This window comes from Streptacidiphilus sp. PAMC 29251, from assembly GCF_054208735.2.
Genome location: NZ_CM135725.2, coordinates 6,838,504 through 6,855,929, shown reverse-complemented (window position 1 = coordinate 6,855,929; position 17,426 = coordinate 6,838,504). Strand labels below are relative to the sequence as shown.

Below are 17,426 nucleotides of genomic sequence, written 5' to 3'. Positions count from 1 at the left end.
GCCCCGCGATGGGGCCCGGCGCTGTGGGGATGGGCCAGCACTCCCGCCGCTCCCGCGGCTCCCGCCACTCCTGCGCGGACGTCGGTCAACTGCCGACCACCAGGTCGGGTGGGTACCACCTCGCGGAGCTGCGCGGCGGTGACCGCGCCCTCGCGGAGCAGCACCGGGATCTTGCCGGTGACATCGACGATGGACGAGGCCACGGCGTGGTCGGCGCGACCGCCGTCGAGATAGACCGAGACGCTGTCGCCGAGCTGGCCCTGGGCCTCGTCGCAGTCGGCCGGGGGCGTGCCGCCGGTCAGGTTGGCGCTGGAGACGGCGAGCGGCCCGGTGGTGTTCAGCAGCTCGATGGCGACCGGGTGCAGCGGCATCCGGACCGCGACGCTGCCCCTGGTGTCGCCCAGGTCCCAGCGCAGCGAGGGCTGGTGCTTGGTGACCAGGGTCAGCCCGCCGGGCCAGAAGGCGTCGACCAGCTCCCAGGCGGACTCGGAGAAGTCGCTGACCAGGCCGTGCAGGGTGGTCGGCGAGCCGATCAGGACCGGGGTGGGCATATTGCGCCCGCGGCCCTTGGCGGCCAGCAGCGCGGCGACGGCGTCCGGGGTGAAGGCGTCCGCGCCGATGCCGTAGAGGGTGTCGGTGGGCAGCACGATGAGCTCGCCCCGGCGGATCGCCGAGGCGGCCTCGCGCAGGCCGGCGGCACGGTCGCTCGGATCGGCACAGTCGTAGCGGCGGCTCATCGGTGCAGGCCCCTTCCGTGGGCGGTGAGATTCACAACGTGACGAACGTGACGGTTCACAGCTTGAGGGTTCACAGCTTGAGGGTTCACAGTGCGGCCCGGCGGGCCGTGGCGAAGCGGGGGCGGTTGTTGAGGTCGCGGTGGTCGGCCGCGTCGGTCCAGCCGGACTCCTCGCGGAAGATCCACGGGACCAGGCCGCCCTGGGTGTCGGCGTGCTCGATCACCACCACCCCGCCGGGCCTGAGCAGCCTGGCGGCGACCTTCTCGATGCCCCTGATGGTGTCCAGCCCGTCCTCGCCCGAGAACAGCGCGAGCTGCGGGTCGTGGTCGCGGGCCTCGGGGGCCACGTACTCCCACTCGGTGAGCGGGATGTAGGGCGGGTTGCTGATCACCAGGTCGAACTGGCCCTGCAGCTCCGGCTGGTCGTCGAAGGCCTTGGTCGCGTCGCCCTGGACCAGGCTGATCCGCGAGGCGTCGGGGCTGGCGTCGACATTGCGGCGGGCCCAGGTGTACGCCTGCTCGGACAGCTCCACGGCGTGCACCCGGCTCCGCGGCACCTCCTGGGCCAGCGCCAGCGCGATCGCGCCGGAGCCGGTGCAGAGGTCCACCACCAGCGGCTCGGCCACGTCCATCGAGCGCAGCGCGTCTATGGCCCAGCCGACCACCGACTCGGTCTCCGGTCGCGGCACGAAGACCCCGGGGCCGACCTGCAGCTCCAGATAGCGGAAGAAGGCCCGCCCGGTGATGTGCTGAAGCGGTTCCCTGGCCTCGCGGCGGGAGATGACCTCCCAGTAGCGGGCGTCGAACTCGCTGTCCGCCACCGAGTGCAGCTCGCCCCGCTTGACCTCGTGGACGTACGCGGCAAGCTCCTCGGCGTCGAAGCGCGGCGAGGGCACGCCTGCGGCGGCCAATCGCTGGGTGGCCTGGGCCACCTCGGCGAGCAGCAGGTTCATGCGGGCTCCCCTCTGGTCGGTTCCTGGCGGGCTGCTGGTTCTCAGTTGTTCTGCGCGGCGGCTTCGAGCCTGGCGGCGGCGTCGGCGTCGATGGCCGACTGGATGATCGGGTCGAGCTCGCCGCTGAGCACCTGGTCCAAGTTGTACGCCTTGAAGCCGGTGCGGTGGTCCGAGATGCGGTTCTCCGGGAAGTTGTACGTCCGGATCCGCTCCGAGCGGTCCACGCTGCGGACCTGGCTCCGGCGGGCGTCGCTGGCCTCCTGGTCCGCCTCCTCCTGGGCGGCGGCGAGGATCCGCGACCGCAGGATGCGCATGGCCTGCTCCTTGTTCTGGAGCTGGCTCTTCTGGTTCTGGCAGGAGGAGACGATGCCGGTCGGGAGGTGGGTGATCCGGACCGCCGAATCGGTGGTGTTGACCGACTGGCCGCCGGGACCCGAGGAGCGGTAGACGTCGATCCGCAGGTCGTTGGCGTTGATCTCGATCTCGACGTCCTCGGCCTCGGGCGTGACCAGCACGCCGGCGGCGGAGGTGTGGATCCGGCCCTGCGACTCGGTCGCCGGGACCCGCTGCACCCGGTGCACGCCGCCCTCGTACTTCATCCTGGCCCAGACGCCCTGGCCGGGCTCGGTGCCGGCCCGGGCCTTCACCGAGACCTGGACGTCCTTGTAGCCGCCGAGGTCCGACTCGTTGGCGTCGATGATCTCGGTCTTCCAGCCGAGCTTCTCGGCGTAGCGCAGGTACATCCGCAGCAGGTCGCCGGCGAACAGCGCCGACTCCTCACCGCCCTCGCCGGCCTTGACCTCGAGGAGGATGTCCTTGTCGTCATTGGGGTCGCGCGGGACCAGCAGCAGCCGCAGGTCCTCGGTCAGCTGCTCGCGCTGGCGCTCCAGCGACTTGATCTCGGCGTAGAAGTCCGGATCGTCCTCGGCGAACTCGCGGGCCGCCTCGATGTCCTCGCCGGTCTGCCGCCAGGCGCGGTAGGCCGCGGTGATCGGGGTCAGCTCGGCGTAGCGCTTGGAGAGGCGGCGGGCCTCCGCCTGGTCGCCGTGCACGGCCGGGTCGGCCAGGCGCTCCTCAAGGACCGCGTGCTCGCTCAGGAGCTCCTCGACTGCCTCGAACATGGCGCTGGTGCCTTCTTCCGACGTGCGTGGGACTTGGGGAAAGTGAGTGGGCAACGCGAACGGCGCCGACCGGGGCGGCACCTCCGTGGTGGAGAGTGCGCCCGGTCGGCGCCGAGGGACCGCTACTGGTGCTTGGCGGCGTGCTTCTTGCCGAAGCGGGCCTCGAAGCGGGCCACGCGGCCACCGGTGTCCATGATCTTCTGCTTACCGGTGTAGAAGGGGTGGCAGTTCGAGCAGATTTCGGCGCGCATGACGCCGGACGGCTCGGTGCTGCGGGTGGTGAACTCGTTGCCACAGGTGCAGGTGACCTGGGTGACCACGTAGTTGGGGTGGATCTCGGACTTCAAGGGGTGCTCCTAGGTTCGGGAGGGTTCCGGGTCGGATGGCGGGCTGCCTCTTCCGTGAACCGGGACCGACGTACCAGTCTGCCAGCACTGGCCGCATCTGCCCAAACCGGTGGCGGTGCTCGGCTATTCCGTGCCGGCGGATGCGGTGGCGGAGGTGGAGGGCTGTGCGCCGGCCGAGGTGGAGGCCTGCGGGGTGGCGGAGCCGGTGGTCACGGTGGCCGGGTTCTTCTGCTGGAGCTTGAGGACCGCGGCCGGGACCGGCTGGTCCACCTGCAGCGCCACCCACAGCTCGTCCGCCTCCGGGGACAGCGCGACCAGCCGGTTGGGGTCGCTGGGGGCGGTCACGGTGGGCATGGTGACCGCGGTGATGTCGTCGGGGCCGATCTTCTTCATGCTCTGGGCGAAGGAGACCAGCGCCGTCACCGAGCCCAGCTGGCTGTCGGTGGTGAGCGAGCTGGTCGCGGTGTCGGCGATGTCGAACAGCTTGGTCGGGTTGGTGAGCAGCCCCATGCCCTCCACCTTCGTCAGTATCGACTTCATCATCTGCTGCTGGAGCTCGATCCGGCCCAGGTCGCTGCCGTCGCCCACGCCGTGCCTGGTCCGGACGAAGGCCAGCGCCTCGGTGCCGCCCAGGGTGTGGGTGCCGGCCTTGAGGTGCAGGCCGCTCTCCTGGTCGTCGATGTCGACGGTGGTGGTCACGGTGACCCCGCCGAGGGAGTCGATGAGCTTGGCGAAACCGGAGAAGTCGAGCTCGATGTAGTGGTCCATCCGGAGCCCGGTCATCGACTCGACCGTCTTCACCGCGCAGGTCGGGCCGCCGACCTCGTACGCGGTGTTGAACATGACATTGTCGACCGGCGCGATCGTCCCGCCGCCCTTCACCGAGGTGCAGGACGGCCTGCTGACCAGGGTGTCCCTGGGGATGCTGACGATGTCGGCGTGGTCGTGCGCCTGGTTCACATGGATCACCATCGCGGTGTCCGAGCGGGCGGTGCCGTCGGTGGCGCCGCCGGCCAGCTGGCCGTTGCTGCCGGAACGGGAGTCGGAGCCCAGCAGCAGGATGTTCATGGTGCCGGTGGTGGCCTCCTCCGGACGGTCCCCGCCCAGGGCCCCGCTGATGTCCACCGTCCTGATGTTGCTGTTCAGCCTCCAGAAGACGTAGCCGCCGACTCCGGCACAGACCACGAGTACGGCCGCGGTCGACCAGGCCACGATCCGCAGCAGGTGGCGCCGGGGAGCGCCTTCCTTTGCGTGTTGCGGCTTTTCGTTCGACTTGTCCTTCATGTCCGCGAGCGTACGTCAGCCGTATGAGAGCCGCCCTCAGAGACGTCGCCCTCGGTCGCCGCCGACGACACCGCCGCCCCGGACAAGGTGCGTCCGGGGCGGCGGTGTGCTTGCCGTGTGCGTGCAGGCGGCCTGGGGCCCCGGGGTCAGTCCTGGCCCGGGGTCGTCTTGGCGATCTGCATCAGGAACTCGGCGTTGCTCTTGGTCTGCTTCATCTTGTCCAGCAGCAGCTCGATGGCCTGCTGGCCGTCCAGCGCGTGCAGGACCCGGCGGAGCTTCCAGGTGATCGCCAGCTCGTCGGCGCCGAGCAGGATCTCCTCCTTGCGGGTGCTGGACGCGTCCACGTCCACCGCGGGGAAGATCCGCTTGTCGGCGAGCTTGCGGTCGAGCTTGAGCTCCATGTTGCCGGTGCCCTTGAACTCCTCGAAGATCACGTCGTCCATCCGCGAGCCGGTGTCGACCAGCGCGGTGGCGATGATGGTCAGCGAGCCGCCGTTCTCGATGTTGCGCGCGGCGCCGAAGAACTTCTTCGGCGGGTAGAGCGCGGTCGAGTCGACACCACCGGACAGGATGCGTCCGGAGGTCGGGGCCGCCAGGTTGTAGGCGCGGCCCAGGCGGGTGATCGAGTCCAGCAGCACGACCACGTCGTGGCCCAGCTCCACCAGGCGCTTGGCGCGCTCGATGGCGAGCTCGGCGACCGTGGTGTGGTCCTCGGCGGGGCGGTCGAAGGTCGAGGAGATGACCTCGCCCTTCACCGAGCGGGTCATGTCGGTGACCTCTTCGGGCCGCTCGTCGACCAGCACGACCATCAGGTGGCACTCGGGGTTGTTGTGGGTGATCGCGTTGGCGATCGCCTGCATGATCATCGTCTTGCCGGTCTTCGGCTGGGCGACGATCAGGCCGCGCTGGCCCTTGCCGATCGGGGCCACCAGGTCGATGATCCTGGTCGTCAGCACGCCCGGGTCGGTCTCCAGCCGGAGCCGCTCCTGCGGGTACAGCGGGGTCAGCGTGTTGAACACCGGGCGGTTGCGGCCGTTGTCGGGCTCGCTGCCGTTCACCGAGTCCAGGCGGACCAGCGCGTTGAACTTCTCGCGGCGCTCGCCGTCCTTGGGCTGGCGCACGGCGCCGGTGATCGCGTCACCCTTGCGCAGGCCGTTCTTGCGGACCTGGGCGAGGGAGACGTAGACGTCGTTCGGGCCGGACAGGTAGCCCGAGGTCCGCACGAAGGCGTAGTTGTCGAGGATGTCCAGGATGCCCGCCACGGGGATCAGCACATCGTCGTCGTTGACCGGCTGCTCCGGCGGGGGGCGTCGAAGCCGTCCCGGCGGTTGCGGCGGTTGCGGTCGCGGTAGCGTCCGCGGCGACGGCCCCCGCCGAACTCGTCGTCGTCCGGGAAGCCGCCCTGCTGGTCCTGGCGCTGGTCCTGCTGACGCTGGTCCTGGCGCTGGCTGCTGCCGCCCTGGCCACCACTCTGGCCGCCGCTCTGGCCGCCGCCGGACTGCTGGCCCTGGCGGCTCTGCTGGCCGCCGTCCTGGCCCTGGTTGTTGCGGTCGCGGCGGTTGCGGCGCTCGCTGCGGTCGTTGCCCGCGCCGGACGCGTTGCCGCGGTCGCGGCGGTTCTCGGAGCGGTCGCCGGAGTCGGTGTCGTTCGTACCGGCGCTGGTGTTGTTCGCGCCGGTGCTGGTGTTGGTGCTGGTGGAAGCGGCGGCGGGGCTGCCGTCCTGGCGCTCGCGGCGCTCGCGGCGGTCCCGGCGGCCCTCGCGGGCGGTGTCGGTGGCGTCGCCGCGGCCCTGGTCCGGCTGGCGCTCGCGCAGCTCGGTGGCCACGGAGGCGGTCGGCTCAGCGGCCGGGGCCTCCTGCGGGGCGCCTTCGGGGGCGCCGGTGAGCGAGGTCGAGGTCACCGGGGCGGTGGCACGGCGGCTGCGGCGCGGGGCGCGCTCCGCGGTGGCGTCACCGGCGGTCTGCACCGGGATCTCGATCTGCTGCTCGGCCACGCGGGAGCGGGCTGTGCGGCGGGCCGGGGGGGCATCGACGGCGGGGGCCGTCGTCGCGGCGGGGGCCGCCGCTGCGGCGGCCGCGGTGGTGGGCTCCGTGGTGGGAGCGGGTGCGGCCGGGGTGGTGGCGGCCGTCTTGCGGGGGGCGCGCTTCGCGGCCGGCGCCTCGGAGGCGGCGAGGATCGGATCCCCGCCGTTCTTCTCCTTGATGGCGTCGATCAGGTCGCTCTTGCGCATCCGGCCGGTGCCGCTGATGCCAAGGCCGGTGGCGAGCTGCTGGAGCTCTGCGAGCACCATGGCGTTCAGCCCGGTGCCCGTGGTCCGACGGCGCTTCGGCGCTGGGGCCGTAGTTGCGTCCGACGCGTCAGCGTCCGGGCGCGCGCCCATCAGATCGGTGGTGTCGCTCACGAAGGGTCCTTCCCTGGAGCGGACGTCGGCCTGTCTGGCTCGGCGACCGGTTGTGCTGTCCGTACCTGCGCTCGTTTTCGCAGGTGCGGGGCGGTGGTCCGCCGGATGGCGGTCATGCGTACGTGCGGTGTAGGTGTTCTGTGTGCTGACGCACACCGCTTCCCGGGCCCCCGTCGCGTGTCATGGGTGTGAGTCACATGCGGGACTGAGGCACCGACACGGCTTCGGGATGCGGTCACACTTGCGCAGGCAGGCTGCGTACGCGATGTGGCGGGCTCCCGGAGAATTGCTGTCCCGGAACGGTCACTCCGCAGAACGGAGAGGACCAGGATCGGGACGCGGCGCACCGGGCCCCGTAGGGCGCCTGGTGCAGACATGAGATTAACACTACTGGACCCAACAAACATTCCCCCACTCCGCGTCTGTCAATCGTGTCCCCTGTCTCACCCCTCGGTACACATCTCTTCAGGGGGTGAGAGGGAGGTCTTCAGGAGGTCTACAGGAGGTCTTCAGGTGGCGAGGGGGAGCACGGTGGCGCCGTCGAGGTCGAGCTCCAGGCGGTGGGCGGCCCAGGTGGGGGCGGCCTCGGCGAGGAGCTTCTCGGCGGTGCCGGCGTCGGTCAGGGCCAGCACGGTGGGTCCGGCGCCGGAGATGACGGCGGCGATGCCCTGCGCGCGGAGGGTGGCCACCAGGGTGGCGCTCTCGGGCATGGCGGGGGTGCGGTAGTCCTGGTGCAGCCGGTCCTCGGTGGCGGGGAGGAGGAGCTCCGGGCGGCGGGTGATCGCCTCCACGAGGAGGGCGGCGCGGCCTACGTTTGCGGCGGCGTCGGCGTGCGGGACGGTGGCGGGGAGGAGGCCGCGGGCCACCTCGGTGAGGACCGGGTCGGAGGGGATGAAGACGACCGGGACCACGTCGCTGGAGGGCGCGAGGGTGACGGCGTGGGCTTCTTGGCCCTCGTCGGTCCAGGCGATGGTGAATCCGCCGAGGATGCAGGCGGCGACGTTGTCGGGGTGGCCCTCGATCTCCGAGGCGAGGGCCAGGACGGCGGCCTGGTCCATCAGTTCGGCGCCGCCGACGGTGACGGCACGGGCGGCGGTGATGCCGGCGACGATGGCCGCCGAGGAGGAGCCGAGGCCGCGGCCGTGCGGGATCCGGTTGGCGCAGACCACCTCGAGACCGCGGGGTTGACCGCCGAGGCGGTCGAAGGCGGCGCGCATGGCGCGGACGACGAGGTGGCGCTCGTCGCGGGCGAGGGTGTCGGCGCCTTCGCCGGCGATGTCGACGTAGAGACCGGAGTCCGCGATGCGGACGACTACGTCGTCGTACAGGCCCAGGGCGAGGCCGAAGGCGTCGAAGCCCGGACCGAGGTTGGCGCTGGTCGCGGGGACGCGGACGCGGGTCGCGGCGGCGCGGAAGGATGCGGCGGCGCGGAAGGAGGGGGCGGGCATGTCGCTTTCGCTCCTGGAGGTGGATCTCGCCTAGGGCGGGGTGCTTAGCTTATCGAATTTACGTTCGGGGGTGGTTGGGCTTTGCCTGCGGCGCGGGTTTGTGCGCGGGGGCGGGGGCGGGCCGGGTCGGGGAAGTCGCTCTGGGGCCTGCTGCGAAACGGGTGCTTTCTCGTCGAGGTGCCCTTATTTCGCCGATTGCACCCGTTTCTCGCTTTGACGGCCCCTGCCGCGACCACCCCGCCCCGTCCCACCCCCTCCCGTAGGTGGGGGAGGGGGTGGGACGGGGCGGGGTGGTCGTTTTTGTTAGAGCAGGCCCAGGCGTTCTGCGGCGGCGGTGGCGTCGATGGGGATGGTGACGGGCTGGGGGGCGCCTGCCACGGCCCAGTCGGGGTCCTTGAGGCCGTTGCCGGTGACGGTGCAGACGATGCGCTGGCCGGGGTCGACCAGGCCCTGGTCGACGGCGTGCAGGAGGCCTGCGACGCTGGCGGCGGAGGCGGGTTCGACGAAGACGCCTTCCTTGGACGCGAGGAGGCGGTACGCGGCCAGGATCTGGCGGTCGGTGACCTTGTCGATCAGGCCGTTGGACTCGTCGCGGGCGGCGATGGCGAAGTCCCAGGAGGCGGGGTTGCCGATGCGGATCGCGGTGGCGATGGTCTGCGGCTTCAGGACCGGGGCGCCGTCGACGATGGGGGCGCTGCCGGAGGCTTGGAAGCCCCACATTCGGGGGTTTCGGGTGCTTAGTTTGTCCTTGGCGTATTCCTGGTAGCCCTTCCAGTACGCCGTGATGTTGCCTGCGTTGCCTACCGGGAGGACGTGGATGTCGGGGGCGTCGCCCAGGGCGTCCACGATCTCGAAGGCGGCGGTCTTCTGGCCCTCGATGCGGACCGGGTTGACCGAGTTGACCAGGGCGACCGGGTACTTGTCGGAGAGGTCGCGGGCGAGGGTCAGGCAGTCGTCGAAGTTGCCGTCGACCTGGAGGATCTTGGCGCCGTGGATCAGCGCCTGGCCCATCTTGCCGAGCGCGATCTTGCCCTGCGGGACGAGGACGGCGCAGACCATGCCGGCGCGGACCGCGTAGGCCGCGGCAGAGGCCGAGGTGTTGCCGGTGGAGGCGCAGATCACGGCCTGGGCGCCCTCTTCGGCGGCCCGGGAGATGGCCATGGTCATCCCGCGGTCCTTGAAGGAGCCGGTGGGGTTGGCTCCCTCGACCTTGAGGTAGACGTCGCAGCCGGTGCGCTCGGAGAGGAGTTGGGCCGGGACGAGCGGCGTCCCGCCCTCGAGCAGGGTGATGTTCGGGGTCGCGTCGGTGACCGGGAGGCGGTCGCCGTACTCCTTGATGAGGCCGCGCCACTGGTGGGTACGGGTGTTGCTGGTCATGACGTCATTCCCCTTCGACACGCATGATGCTGGCCACGCCGCGGACATTGTCCAGGTTGCGCAGTGCGGAGACCGTAGCGGACAGCGCGGCGTCAGTGGCGCGGTGGGTCACTACGACGAGTGAGGCTTCGCCCTCCCGGCCCTGCTGGCGGACGGTGTCGATGGACACGCCGTGCTCGGCGAAGACGGTGGCGACCTGGGCGAGGACGCCTGCCTTGTCGGCTACGTCGAGGCTGACGTGGTAGCGGGTGACCACGCCGTCCATGGGGCTCACGGTGAGCTGAGCGTACGCCGATTCACCCGGTCCTGTGGAGCCTCCCAGCTTGTTCCGGCAGACCGCGACCAGGTCGCCGAGGACCGCGCTGGCGGTGGGGGCGCCGCCGGCGCCGGGGCCGTAGAACATCAGCTGGCCTGCTGCTTCGGACTCGACGAAGACCGCGTTGTAGGCGCCGCGGACGTTGGCGAGGGGGTGCGTGCGGGGAAGCATCGCCGGGTGGACCCGGGCGGTGACGGATGTGCCGTCGGCGGAGCGTTCGCAGATGGCGAGGAGCTTGACGACGCTGTTCATGGCTTTCGCGCTGGCGATGTCGGCGGCGGTGACCTCGGTCAGGCCCTCGCGGAAGACGTCGGCGGCGGTGACCCGGGTGTGGAAGGCGATCCCGGCCAGGATGGCCGCTTTGGCGGCGGCGTCGAAGCCCTCGACGTCGGCGGTCGGGTCGGCCTCGGCGTAACCGAGGGCGGTGGCCTCTTCGAGGGCCTCGGAGTAGCCAGCACCGGTGGAGTCCATCTTGTCGAGGATGAAGTTGGTGGTGCCGTTGACGATGCCGAGGATCCGGTTCACCTTGTCGCCCGCGAGGGACTCGCGGAGCGGGCGGATCAGGGGGATGGCGCCGGCCACGGCGGCCTCGTAGTAGAGGTCGGCGTGGGCCTGGGCGGCGGCGGCGTGCAGGGCGGCGCCGTCCTGGGCCAGCAGGGCCTTGTTGGCGCTGACCACGGAGGCGCCGTGGTCGAAGGCGGTGAGGATGAGGCTGCGGGCGGGCTCGATGCCGCCGATGACCTCGATCACGACGTCGATGTCGTCGCGTTTCACCAGCTCGGTCGCGTCCGTGGTGATCAGCTCGTCCGGGATGCCCGGGCGGGAGCGGTTGGCGCGGCGGACGGCGACCCCGGCGAGCTCCACCGGGGCGCCGATCCTGGCGGCGAGGTCAGCGGCGTGCGTCGTCATGATGCGGGCCACTTCGGTGCCTACTACTCCACAACCGAGGAGCGCTACCTTCAGTGTGCGCATCGTCCGACTCCACTCTGCTTGGGTTTCTGGCTGTTTCCAGTCTCAGGGACGCCGCGGATATATTTGCGGGCGTTCCAGATTTTGAGACGTGTATTTCGTCATCCGATATCGAGACGCAGCAGATCTTCCTCTGTCTCCCGGCGGACGATCACCCGGGCCTCGTGGTCCAGGACCGCGACCACGGGGGGCCTCAGGGCGTGGTTGTAGTTGCTCGCCATCGAGCGGCAGTAGGCCCCGGTGGCCGGGACCGCGATCAGGTCGCCGGGGGCCAGGTCGGCCGGGAGGAAGGCGTCCTTGACCACGATGTCGCCGGACTCGCAGTGCTTGCCGACGACCCGGCTGAGCATGGGCTCGGCGGTGGAGGTGCGGGAGACCAGGGCGACGGAGTACTCGGCGTCGTAGAGGGCGGTGCGGATGTTGTCCGACATGCCGCCGTCCACGCTGACGTAGGTGCGCAGGCCTTCGAGCGGCTTGACCGTGCCGACCTCGTAGAGGGTGAAGGCGGTGGGGCCGACGATGGCCCGGCCGGGTTCCACCGAGAGGCGGGGGGTGGCGAGGGAGGCTGCCTTGCATTCGCGGTGGACGATGGTCTGCAGGGCCTTGGCGATATCGGCGGGTTCGGCCGGGTCGTCCGCGCTGGTGTAGGCGATGCCGAGGCCGCCGCCGAGGTCGATCTCGGGGAGTTCGACGTCGTGCTCGGCCTTGATCTCGGCCAGCAGGCCGACCACGCGGCGGGCGGCGACCTCGAAGCCGGCCATGTCGAAGATCTGCGAGCCGATGTGGGAGTGGATGCCGCGGAGTTCGAGGCCGTCGAGGGTGAGGGCGCGGCGTACCGCCTCGGCGGCGTGGCCGCCGGAGAGGGAGAGGCCGAACTTCTGGTCCTCGTGGGCGGTGGCGATGAACTCGTGGGTGTGCGCCTCGACGCCCACGGTGACCCGGATCAGGATCTTCTGACGGATGCCCTGCTGCTCGGCGACCCAGGAGAGCCGGACCAGCTCGTCGTAGGAGTCGACGACGACGTGGCCGACGCCGGACTTCACCGCGTATTCGAGCTCGGCGGTGGACTTGTTGTTGCCGTGGAAGGCGATCCGGTCGGCGGGCATTCCGGCGGAGAGGGCGACGGTCAGTTCCCCGCCGCTGCAGACGTCGACGTTCAGGTCTTCCTCGTGCAGCCAGCGCACGATCGCGCGGGAGAGGAAGGCCTTGCCGGCGTAGTAGACGTCGGCATCGGGGCCGAAGGCGTCGCGCCAGGCGCGGCAGCGGGAGCGGAAGTCCTGCTCGTCGAGGATGTAGGCGGGGGTGCCGAACTCCTCGGCGAGCTGCTGGACGTCGATGCCGCCCACGGTGACCGAACCGGTGTCGGTGCGGCGCACCGTGCTGGCCCAGACCTTGGGATCGAGGACGTTCAGATCGGCGGGAGGGGCGGTGAAGTGACCCTCCGGCATGACGTCCCCGTGGCGCGGGCCTGCGGGGTGGGCGGAGCGACTCATGCGTACTTCTCCACGGTGTCGGGGGGTAGGGCGGGGGCGCGGGCCCCCGCCTGCCTCACATACGTTCGGGGGCTGAAACGCCCAGCAGGGCAAGGCCGTTGGCGATCACCGTACGGGTCGCCCCGACCAGCCAGAGGCGGGAGCGGTTCAGGTCGGTGACCTCGTCGTCACCGAAGGGCAGCACCCGGCACTGGTCGTTGAACCGGTGGTAGTGGCCGGCTGTCTCTTCCAGGTAGCGGGCGATGTGGTGCGGTTCGCGGAAGCGGCTGGCCTTGGCCACTTCGAGGGGGAAGTCAGCGAGGGCGCCGAGGAGTTTCTTTTCGGCCTCGGTGTCCAGCAGCTCCGGCTTGAAGCCCTCGGTCGGGCCCTGGTCGAAGCCGAGCGCGGCGGCGTTGCGCTGGATCGAGCACATCCGCGAGTGCGCGTACTGCACGTAGTAGACGTGGTTCTCGTTGGACGTGCTGGTGAGCACGTTGATGTCGAGAGTGATCGTGGAGTCGGAGGGCGAGCGCGAGAGGGTGTACCGCGCGGCGTCCACGCCGATCCACTCGATGACGTCGTCGATGGTGATGATATTGCCGGCCCGCTTGGACATGCGGACTTCCTGGCCGTCCTTCAGCATCTTGACGAACTGGCCGATCAGGACCTCGATATTGCGCTTCGGGTCGTCCCCGGCGCAGGCGGCGATGGCCTTGAGCCGGTTGACGTAGCCGTGGTGGTCCGCGCCCAGCATGTAGACGTTGACCTCGTGGCCGCGGTCGCGCTTGCTGAGGTAGTAGGCGGCGTCGGAGGCGAAGTAGGTGGTCTCGCCGTCGGCCTTGATCAGCACCCGGTCCTTGTCGTCGCCGAAGTCGGTGGTGCGCAGCCAGGTCGCGCCGTCCAGCTCGAAGACGTGGCCCTGCTCGCGGAGCCGGTCGACGGCCTTCTCGACGGCGCCGGAGTCGTGCAGCGACTTCTCCGAGAACCAGACGTCGAAGTGCGCGCCGAACTCCTCCATCGACTTCTTGATCTCGGTCACCATCAGCCGGAGGCCCTCGGCGCGGAAGAGCTCGCGCTGCTCGTCCTCGGGGAGGGAGAGGATGGTGGGGTTCTCGGCGGTGATCTGGGCGGCGATGTCGTTGATGTACTCGCCGACGTAGCCGTCCTCGGGGACCGGGCGGTTGTTGGCGGAGGCGAGCAGGGAGTTGCCGAACTTGCCCATCTGCACGCCGGCGTCGTTGATGTAGTACTCGGTGGTGACCTCGGCGCCGGAGGCGCGGAGGATCCGGCCGAGCGAGTCGCCGAGCGCGGCCCAGCGGACCCCGCCGATGTGGATCGGGCCGGTGGGGTTGGCGGAGACGAATTCCAGGTTCACCCGCTGGCCGGCGAAGGAGTTGTTGTGCCCGTACACCGCGCCGGCGGCGAGGATGCTGCGGGCCAGCTCGCCCTGGGTGGCGGCGTCCAGGGTGATGTTCATGAAGCCGGGCCCGGCGATGTCGACCTCGGCGACCCCGGGCAGCGCTCGCAGGCGACCGGCGACCAGCTCGGCCACCTGTCGGGGCGGCTGTCCGGCCGCCTTCGCCAGTTGGAGGGCCACGTTGGTGGCGTAGTCGCCGTGGTCCCTGTTCTTGGGCCGCTCGACGGTCACCGTTTGGGGGACGGCGACGATCAGCTCGCCCGCCTCGACGGCGGCACGAACCGCGGACTGGACTGCCTGGGAAAGCTCTGCGGGTGTCACAGGGGCAAGCCTAGGCGAGACAGGGGGTTCGTCCGCCATCGCGTTTATGGGCTGAGACGGTCGTGTCCGGGGGGCGGCGGCTGCGCCGTTCGCTCAGAGCTGAACTTGGGCTCCTCGGCGAGCTGCTCGGCCCGGCCCTCGCGGGCCAACTGCCGGACCAGGTCGATCAGATCCATCGGCTCGAACGGCTTGCCGAGGTAGGCGTCCACCCCGACTGACTCGCCGCGCTCCAGATCCAGCTGGGTGCAGGCGCTGACGATCGCGATCGGCAGATGCCGCGTCCGCGGATCGGCCCGGAGCCGGGCCGCGGTCTTCAGGCCGTCGAGCCGGGGCATGACGACGTCGAGGGTGATGACATCGGGCTGGACGGCGTGGACGACGTCCAGACACTCGGCGCCGTCGGCGGCAGTCACCACCTCGAACCCCTCGAGTTCCAGATTGACCCTGATCAGTTGACGGATCACCTCGCTGTCATCGACCACGAGGACCCGCCCGAACACGCCCGACATGTCACTGAGGGTAGGCGGCGGCGTGACTCCCTGTCCCCGCTTTCCAGGTTTCCACCCGATCCGGCGACACCACGGTGGGCGAAACCCGTGCACGAGCAGCAGGTGGAGGCTGGTAGTGTTCTGCCTGTTGGAAAGCAGGCCCCCGTAGCTCAGGGGATAGAGCACCGCCCTCCGGAGGCGGGTGCGTAGGTTCGAATCCTACCGGGGGCACTTCGTCAGAAGTGCCACAAAGGCCCAGGTCAGCGAGTACGTCTCGCCGAACTGGGCCTCTTTGTTTGGCGAATCCTTGACACTGCGTGCGAGCGAAGTGGGACATGATCGAATACCTGGCGGCAACGCAGAGCCTGTCGGCGAGCAGGGTGTACTTCTTCGCTGCTGTGGCCTTGCTCGGGGCGCTCGGCTCACTTCATTTGGCACGCACGGCCGAGGCTTCCGGGGCCAAGGCTCCCGTACGGCTGCTTCTCAAGTCATGTGCCTGGATTTTGCTGATTTGCGGAGTGGTCCTGGTCGCCGGCGAAATCGCTTTCGCATAGGAAACCGCCACCTGGTTGGAGGGGCCCTGCGTTCCACTGCGGTGAGGGTGCCTCGCCGCCGTAGTCAGTTCGGCGAGGCGAGTGGGGAAGCCGGGCGGGGCGCCCCTCGGAAGCCCCGCCCTGCCGTGCCCGCGCTGCGCGCCAGGAGTATGCCGGCTGCAAGGAGTACCGCCCACACCTGATGCGCCGGTGCCCTGCTCCTTGGGCAGGCGCACCATGATGGTTCGAGTCTCAGTCTGCGGTTCCTGCCGCTGCGACCCACTGGGTGGGCTGTCCGGTGACCTCAGCGATCATGTCGTAGTCACCGTCGTAGTGCAGCACTGTGGCGCCGTGGCGTTCGGCGACGGCGGCGATGACGAGGTCCGGGACGGACAGGGCCCGCCAGTTGCCTGCCGCGATGAGCAGGGTCTGGACCTCAATAGCTCGGTCCCAGGTCTCATCGGGGGTCGGCAGCCAGTCGAACCCGCGGAGTTCGTCCGTGATCCGTTCAGCGTCCGCCTTGGAACGGGCGCTGTGCAGGATCTCCAGCTCGATCGCCCCGCATACCGCGAGGCGGCCTGCCGAGGACAGTTGATCGAGGACCGCGGCAACCGCCGGCTTGGGCCAGCGGGCGAAGGCGGACTTGTCGAGCAGGTATTTCACGTGCACGCAGCCTTCACGTTCACGCGGCCCGGTGGGGAGTGTCCGGCGTGTCGACGGGGCCGGTCAGGTCAGGGAGACCGCCCTCCTTCAGCCAGTTGGCGAAGGATTCGCGCTTGCGCCGCTTGATGACGTCCTCCAGCGCAGCGTTGACGGTCGCCACCTTCGTCGTGGTCCCGAAGATCTCGGCCGCCAGGGCCAGCTTCTCGTCGTCCACGTCGATAACAGTGCGAGCCATGGTTCCTCCAGACAGGGCAGCCACTGAGCAAAGGATATCAAATTTTTCTGAATCTGATATCACCAACCTCTCGGGGCCCATGCCTGCGTTACACCTGTTCCTGCAGGTCGGCGAGGAGGTGGTCGAGGAGGTGTTCCTCCTCCACTCGGACCCGGTGGGTGCTCAGGGCGTCGGCGAGGCCGGGGTCCCAGGGGGTGGGGGCCGGGGTGCCGGTGGCCAGGGGGGTGCCGAGGCCGCGGGCGAGGGCGGCCAGGTAGTCGGCGCGGGTGAAGCGCCAGGGGCGGGCGCCGGTCAGCCGCATGGCGTCGGTGGCGATGCGGATGCCGCCCCAGTCGAAGTCGCCGTGGTAGGCGGTCAGGCCGCCCTGGGCGGTGAGCTGGGGCAGCAGGACCCGGGCGGCGACGGAGATGCTGCCCTCGACGCAGACCAGGGGCGGGGCAGCGGATCCCAGCGTCCTGGCTGCCTCGGCCACCACGGCGGGGTTCTCGCACAGGAACACGCGGCGGCCGGACACTCCGAATGCCGTTGCCGTTTGGGTTAGTTGACGCAGAGTGAGGACGCAGGGCTCGCCGCCCTCCGCCGCGGCGGCGAGGATCCGGCCAGTGGTGTCGCCGAGCCCTCCCGGCAGGCCGAGGGTGAGCACCCGGGAGGAGAGTTCGTCGACCGCGACGCCGACGGCGGCCCAGACCGTGCGGCGGCCGTCCGCACCGGTGGCCTCCGAGTCGGGGAGGGCAGCCCAGCTGCGGACGGCCGAGCGGACCAGAGTGGCCAGCGGGCGGCCCGGGTCGAGCGCGTGGGCGTCGCCGGTGCTGCGGGCCGCCAGGACGGCGAGGGTGGTGCCTGCCGTCGGCAGTGCCTGCAGGACACTGGCGCACTGCTCGGTGAGCTCCCGGGCCCGGGAGGGGTCGGCTCCGGCGAGACGGCGGAGCAGGCCCGAGGACTGCAGCAGGGTGCGCCATTCCTCGGTGGCCAGTGCCGCGCGGCAGCCGTCGAGCGGGGCGAGCGCCGCCTGCCAGGCGGCGGTGTCGGCGGCACGCTGCGCGCGTCGGTCCTGGACCGGGCCGGTGAGCGCGACGACGGCTGCGGCCAGGCCGTCCGGGGACGCCTCGGACTCGCGCAGCATGCGGTCGAGTTCGGCGAGCGGGACGGACAGGGACTGCCCGTCCCGTCCACCGGGGCGGCGGCCGAGCAGCCGCTGGACGGCTTGGCGCTGCTCGGCGGTTGCGGCGGTGAGCACGACCGGGGTGTCCAGCGGCTGGCCGTCCGCGATCCGTTCGCGGACCCGGTCGAGGAGCCAGGCGGTGTCGGGGCCGCCGAGCATCCGCCGCAGTCTGGGCAGGTCCAT

Annotated in this window: 14 protein-coding genes, 1 tRNA gene and 2 pseudogenes; 2 read left to right on the top strand and 15 right to left on the bottom strand. The window is 70.5% G+C overall.

From position 1 onward, the window contains the following. Positions 1–110 precede the first annotated feature (110 nt). The 12 genes and pseudogenes from ACXKR8_RS32735 to ACXKR8_RS32680 form a co-directional block, all read right to left on the bottom strand. Positions 111–737, bottom strand: a pseudogene (locus ACXKR8_RS32735) (L-threonylcarbamoyladenylate synthase); the annotation flags it as partial. Positions 738–822: 85 nt separating this feature from the next. Further along, complete coding sequence (gene prmC / locus ACXKR8_RS32730; RefSeq protein WP_458268180.1) at positions 823–1,689, bottom strand: peptide chain release factor N(5)-glutamine methyltransferase; 867 nt, start codon at positions 1,687–1,689, stop codon at positions 823–825. 41 nt (positions 1,690–1,730) lie between these two features. After that, positions 1,731–2,810, bottom strand: a complete 1,080-nt coding sequence (gene prfA / locus ACXKR8_RS32725; RefSeq protein ID WP_458268179.1) for a peptide chain release factor 1 — start codon at positions 2,808–2,810, stop codon at positions 1,731–1,733. 122 nt (positions 2,811–2,932) lie between these two features. After that, positions 2,933–3,157 carry a 50S ribosomal protein L31 gene (gene rpmE, locus ACXKR8_RS32720; RefSeq protein WP_458268178.1) on the bottom strand — a complete coding sequence of 75 codons (225 nt, stop codon included), beginning with the start codon at positions 3,155–3,157 and terminating at the stop codon, positions 2,933–2,935. 123 nt (positions 3,158–3,280) lie between these two features. Next, positions 3,281–4,441: an LCP family protein gene (locus ACXKR8_RS32715; protein ID WP_458268177.1), complete on the bottom strand. Its 1,161-nt coding sequence runs from the start codon at positions 4,439–4,441 to the stop codon at positions 3,281–3,283. Between the two features lie 146 nt (positions 4,442–4,587). After that, a pseudogene (gene rho / locus ACXKR8_RS32710) lies at positions 4,588–6,731 on the bottom strand (transcription termination factor Rho). 620 nt (positions 6,732–7,351) lie between these two features. Next, positions 7,352–8,290: a homoserine kinase gene (gene thrB, locus ACXKR8_RS32705; RefSeq protein ID WP_458268176.1), complete on the bottom strand. Its 939-nt coding sequence runs from the start codon at positions 8,288–8,290 to the stop codon at positions 7,352–7,354. Between the two features lie 303 nt (positions 8,291–8,593). Continuing rightward, positions 8,594–9,667 (bottom strand): threonine synthase, encoded by a 1,074-nt coding sequence (gene thrC / locus ACXKR8_RS32700; protein WP_458268175.1) that lies wholly within the window; start codon positions 9,665–9,667, stop codon positions 8,594–8,596. 4 nt (positions 9,668–9,671) lie between these two features. Beyond that, positions 9,672–10,955: a homoserine dehydrogenase gene (locus tag ACXKR8_RS32695; protein ID WP_458268174.1), complete on the bottom strand. Its 1,284-nt coding sequence runs from the start codon at positions 10,953–10,955 to the stop codon at positions 9,672–9,674. A gap of 98 nt (positions 10,956–11,053) precedes the next feature. Further along, on the bottom strand, positions 11,054–12,445 hold the full coding sequence (gene lysA, locus ACXKR8_RS32690) for a diaminopimelate decarboxylase (RefSeq protein WP_458268173.1): 1,392 nt from the start codon (positions 12,443–12,445) through the stop codon (positions 11,054–11,056). Between the two features lie 55 nt (positions 12,446–12,500). Further along, positions 12,501–14,162 carry an arginine--tRNA ligase gene (gene argS / locus ACXKR8_RS32685; RefSeq protein ID WP_458268172.1) on the bottom strand — a complete coding sequence of 554 codons (1,662 nt, stop codon included), beginning with the start codon at positions 14,160–14,162 and terminating at the stop codon, positions 12,501–12,503. A 44-nt stretch (positions 14,163–14,206) separates the two neighbouring features. Beyond that, the gene (locus tag ACXKR8_RS32680; RefSeq protein WP_458268171.1) at positions 14,207–14,671 is read right to left on the bottom strand and encodes a response regulator; all 465 of its coding nucleotides are present in this window, start codon (positions 14,669–14,671) and stop codon (positions 14,207–14,209) included. Between the two features lie 138 nt (positions 14,672–14,809). On the opposite strand from ACXKR8_RS32680, the gene ACXKR8_RS32675 reads away from it, so the two are divergent. Next, positions 14,810–14,881: transfer RNA gene (locus tag ACXKR8_RS32675), tRNA-Arg, on the top strand. 104 nt (positions 14,882–14,985) lie between these two features. Next, entirely contained in the window at positions 14,986–15,204 is a 219-nt protein-coding gene (locus ACXKR8_RS32670; protein ID WP_458268170.1) for a hypothetical protein, read from the top strand. 231 nt (positions 15,205–15,435) lie between these two features. Here the strand turns inward: ACXKR8_RS32670 and ACXKR8_RS32665 are convergent, their stop codons facing one another. From ACXKR8_RS32665 to ACXKR8_RS32655, 3 genes are all read right to left on the bottom strand, one after another. Continuing rightward, positions 15,436–15,852, bottom strand: a complete 417-nt coding sequence (locus ACXKR8_RS32665; RefSeq protein ID WP_458268169.1) for a PIN domain nuclease — start codon at positions 15,850–15,852, stop codon at positions 15,436–15,438. 13 nt (positions 15,853–15,865) lie between these two features. Next, complete coding sequence (locus ACXKR8_RS32660) at positions 15,866–16,081, bottom strand: type II toxin-antitoxin system VapB family antitoxin (RefSeq protein ID WP_458268168.1); 216 nt, start codon at positions 16,079–16,081, stop codon at positions 15,866–15,868. A gap of 88 nt (positions 16,082–16,169) precedes the next feature. After that, positions 16,170–17,426 carry a TIGR02679 family protein gene (locus ACXKR8_RS32655; RefSeq protein WP_458268167.1) on the bottom strand — a complete coding sequence of 419 codons (1,257 nt, stop codon included), beginning with the start codon at positions 17,424–17,426 and terminating at the stop codon, positions 16,170–16,172.

What these genes read in the sequence shown, in the direction of transcription:
- prmC (WP_458268180.1), bottom strand. Translation starts at nt 1,689, where the DNA reads ATGAACCTGCTGCTCGCCGAGGTGGCCCAGGCCACCCAGCGATTGGCC.
- prfA (WP_458268179.1), bottom strand. Translation starts at nt 2,810, where the DNA reads ATGTTCGAGGCAGTCGAGGAGCTCCTGAGCGAGCACGCGGTCCTTGAG.
- ACXKR8_RS32715 (WP_458268177.1), bottom strand. Translation starts at nt 4,441, where the DNA reads ATGAAGGACAAGTCGAACGAAAAGCCGCAACACGCAAAGGAAGGCGCT.
- thrB (WP_458268176.1), bottom strand. Translation starts at nt 8,290, where the DNA reads ATGCCCGCCCCCTCCTTCCGCGCCGCCGCATCCTTCCGCGCCGCCGCG.
- thrC (WP_458268175.1), bottom strand. Translation starts at nt 9,667, where the DNA reads ATGACCAGCAACACCCGTACCCACCAGTGGCGCGGCCTCATCAAGGAG.
- ACXKR8_RS32695 (WP_458268174.1), bottom strand. Translation starts at nt 10,955, where the DNA reads ATGCGCACACTGAAGGTAGCGCTCCTCGGTTGTGGAGTAGTAGGCACC.
- lysA (WP_458268173.1), bottom strand. Translation starts at nt 12,445, where the DNA reads ATGAGTCGCTCCGCCCACCCCGCAGGCCCGCGCCACGGGGACGTCATG.
- ACXKR8_RS32680 (WP_458268171.1), bottom strand. Translation starts at nt 14,671, where the DNA reads ATGTCGGGCGTGTTCGGGCGGGTCCTCGTGGTCGATGACAGCGAGGTG.
- ACXKR8_RS32670 (WP_458268170.1), top strand. Translation starts at nt 14,986, where the DNA reads ATGATCGAATACCTGGCGGCAACGCAGAGCCTGTCGGCGAGCAGGGTG.
- ACXKR8_RS32660 (WP_458268168.1), bottom strand. Translation starts at nt 16,081, where the DNA reads ATGGCTCGCACTGTTATCGACGTGGACGACGAGAAGCTGGCCCTGGCG.
- ACXKR8_RS32655 (WP_458268167.1), bottom strand. Translation starts at nt 17,426, where the DNA reads ATGGACCTGCCCAGACTGCGGCGGATGCTCGGCGGCCCCGACACCGCC.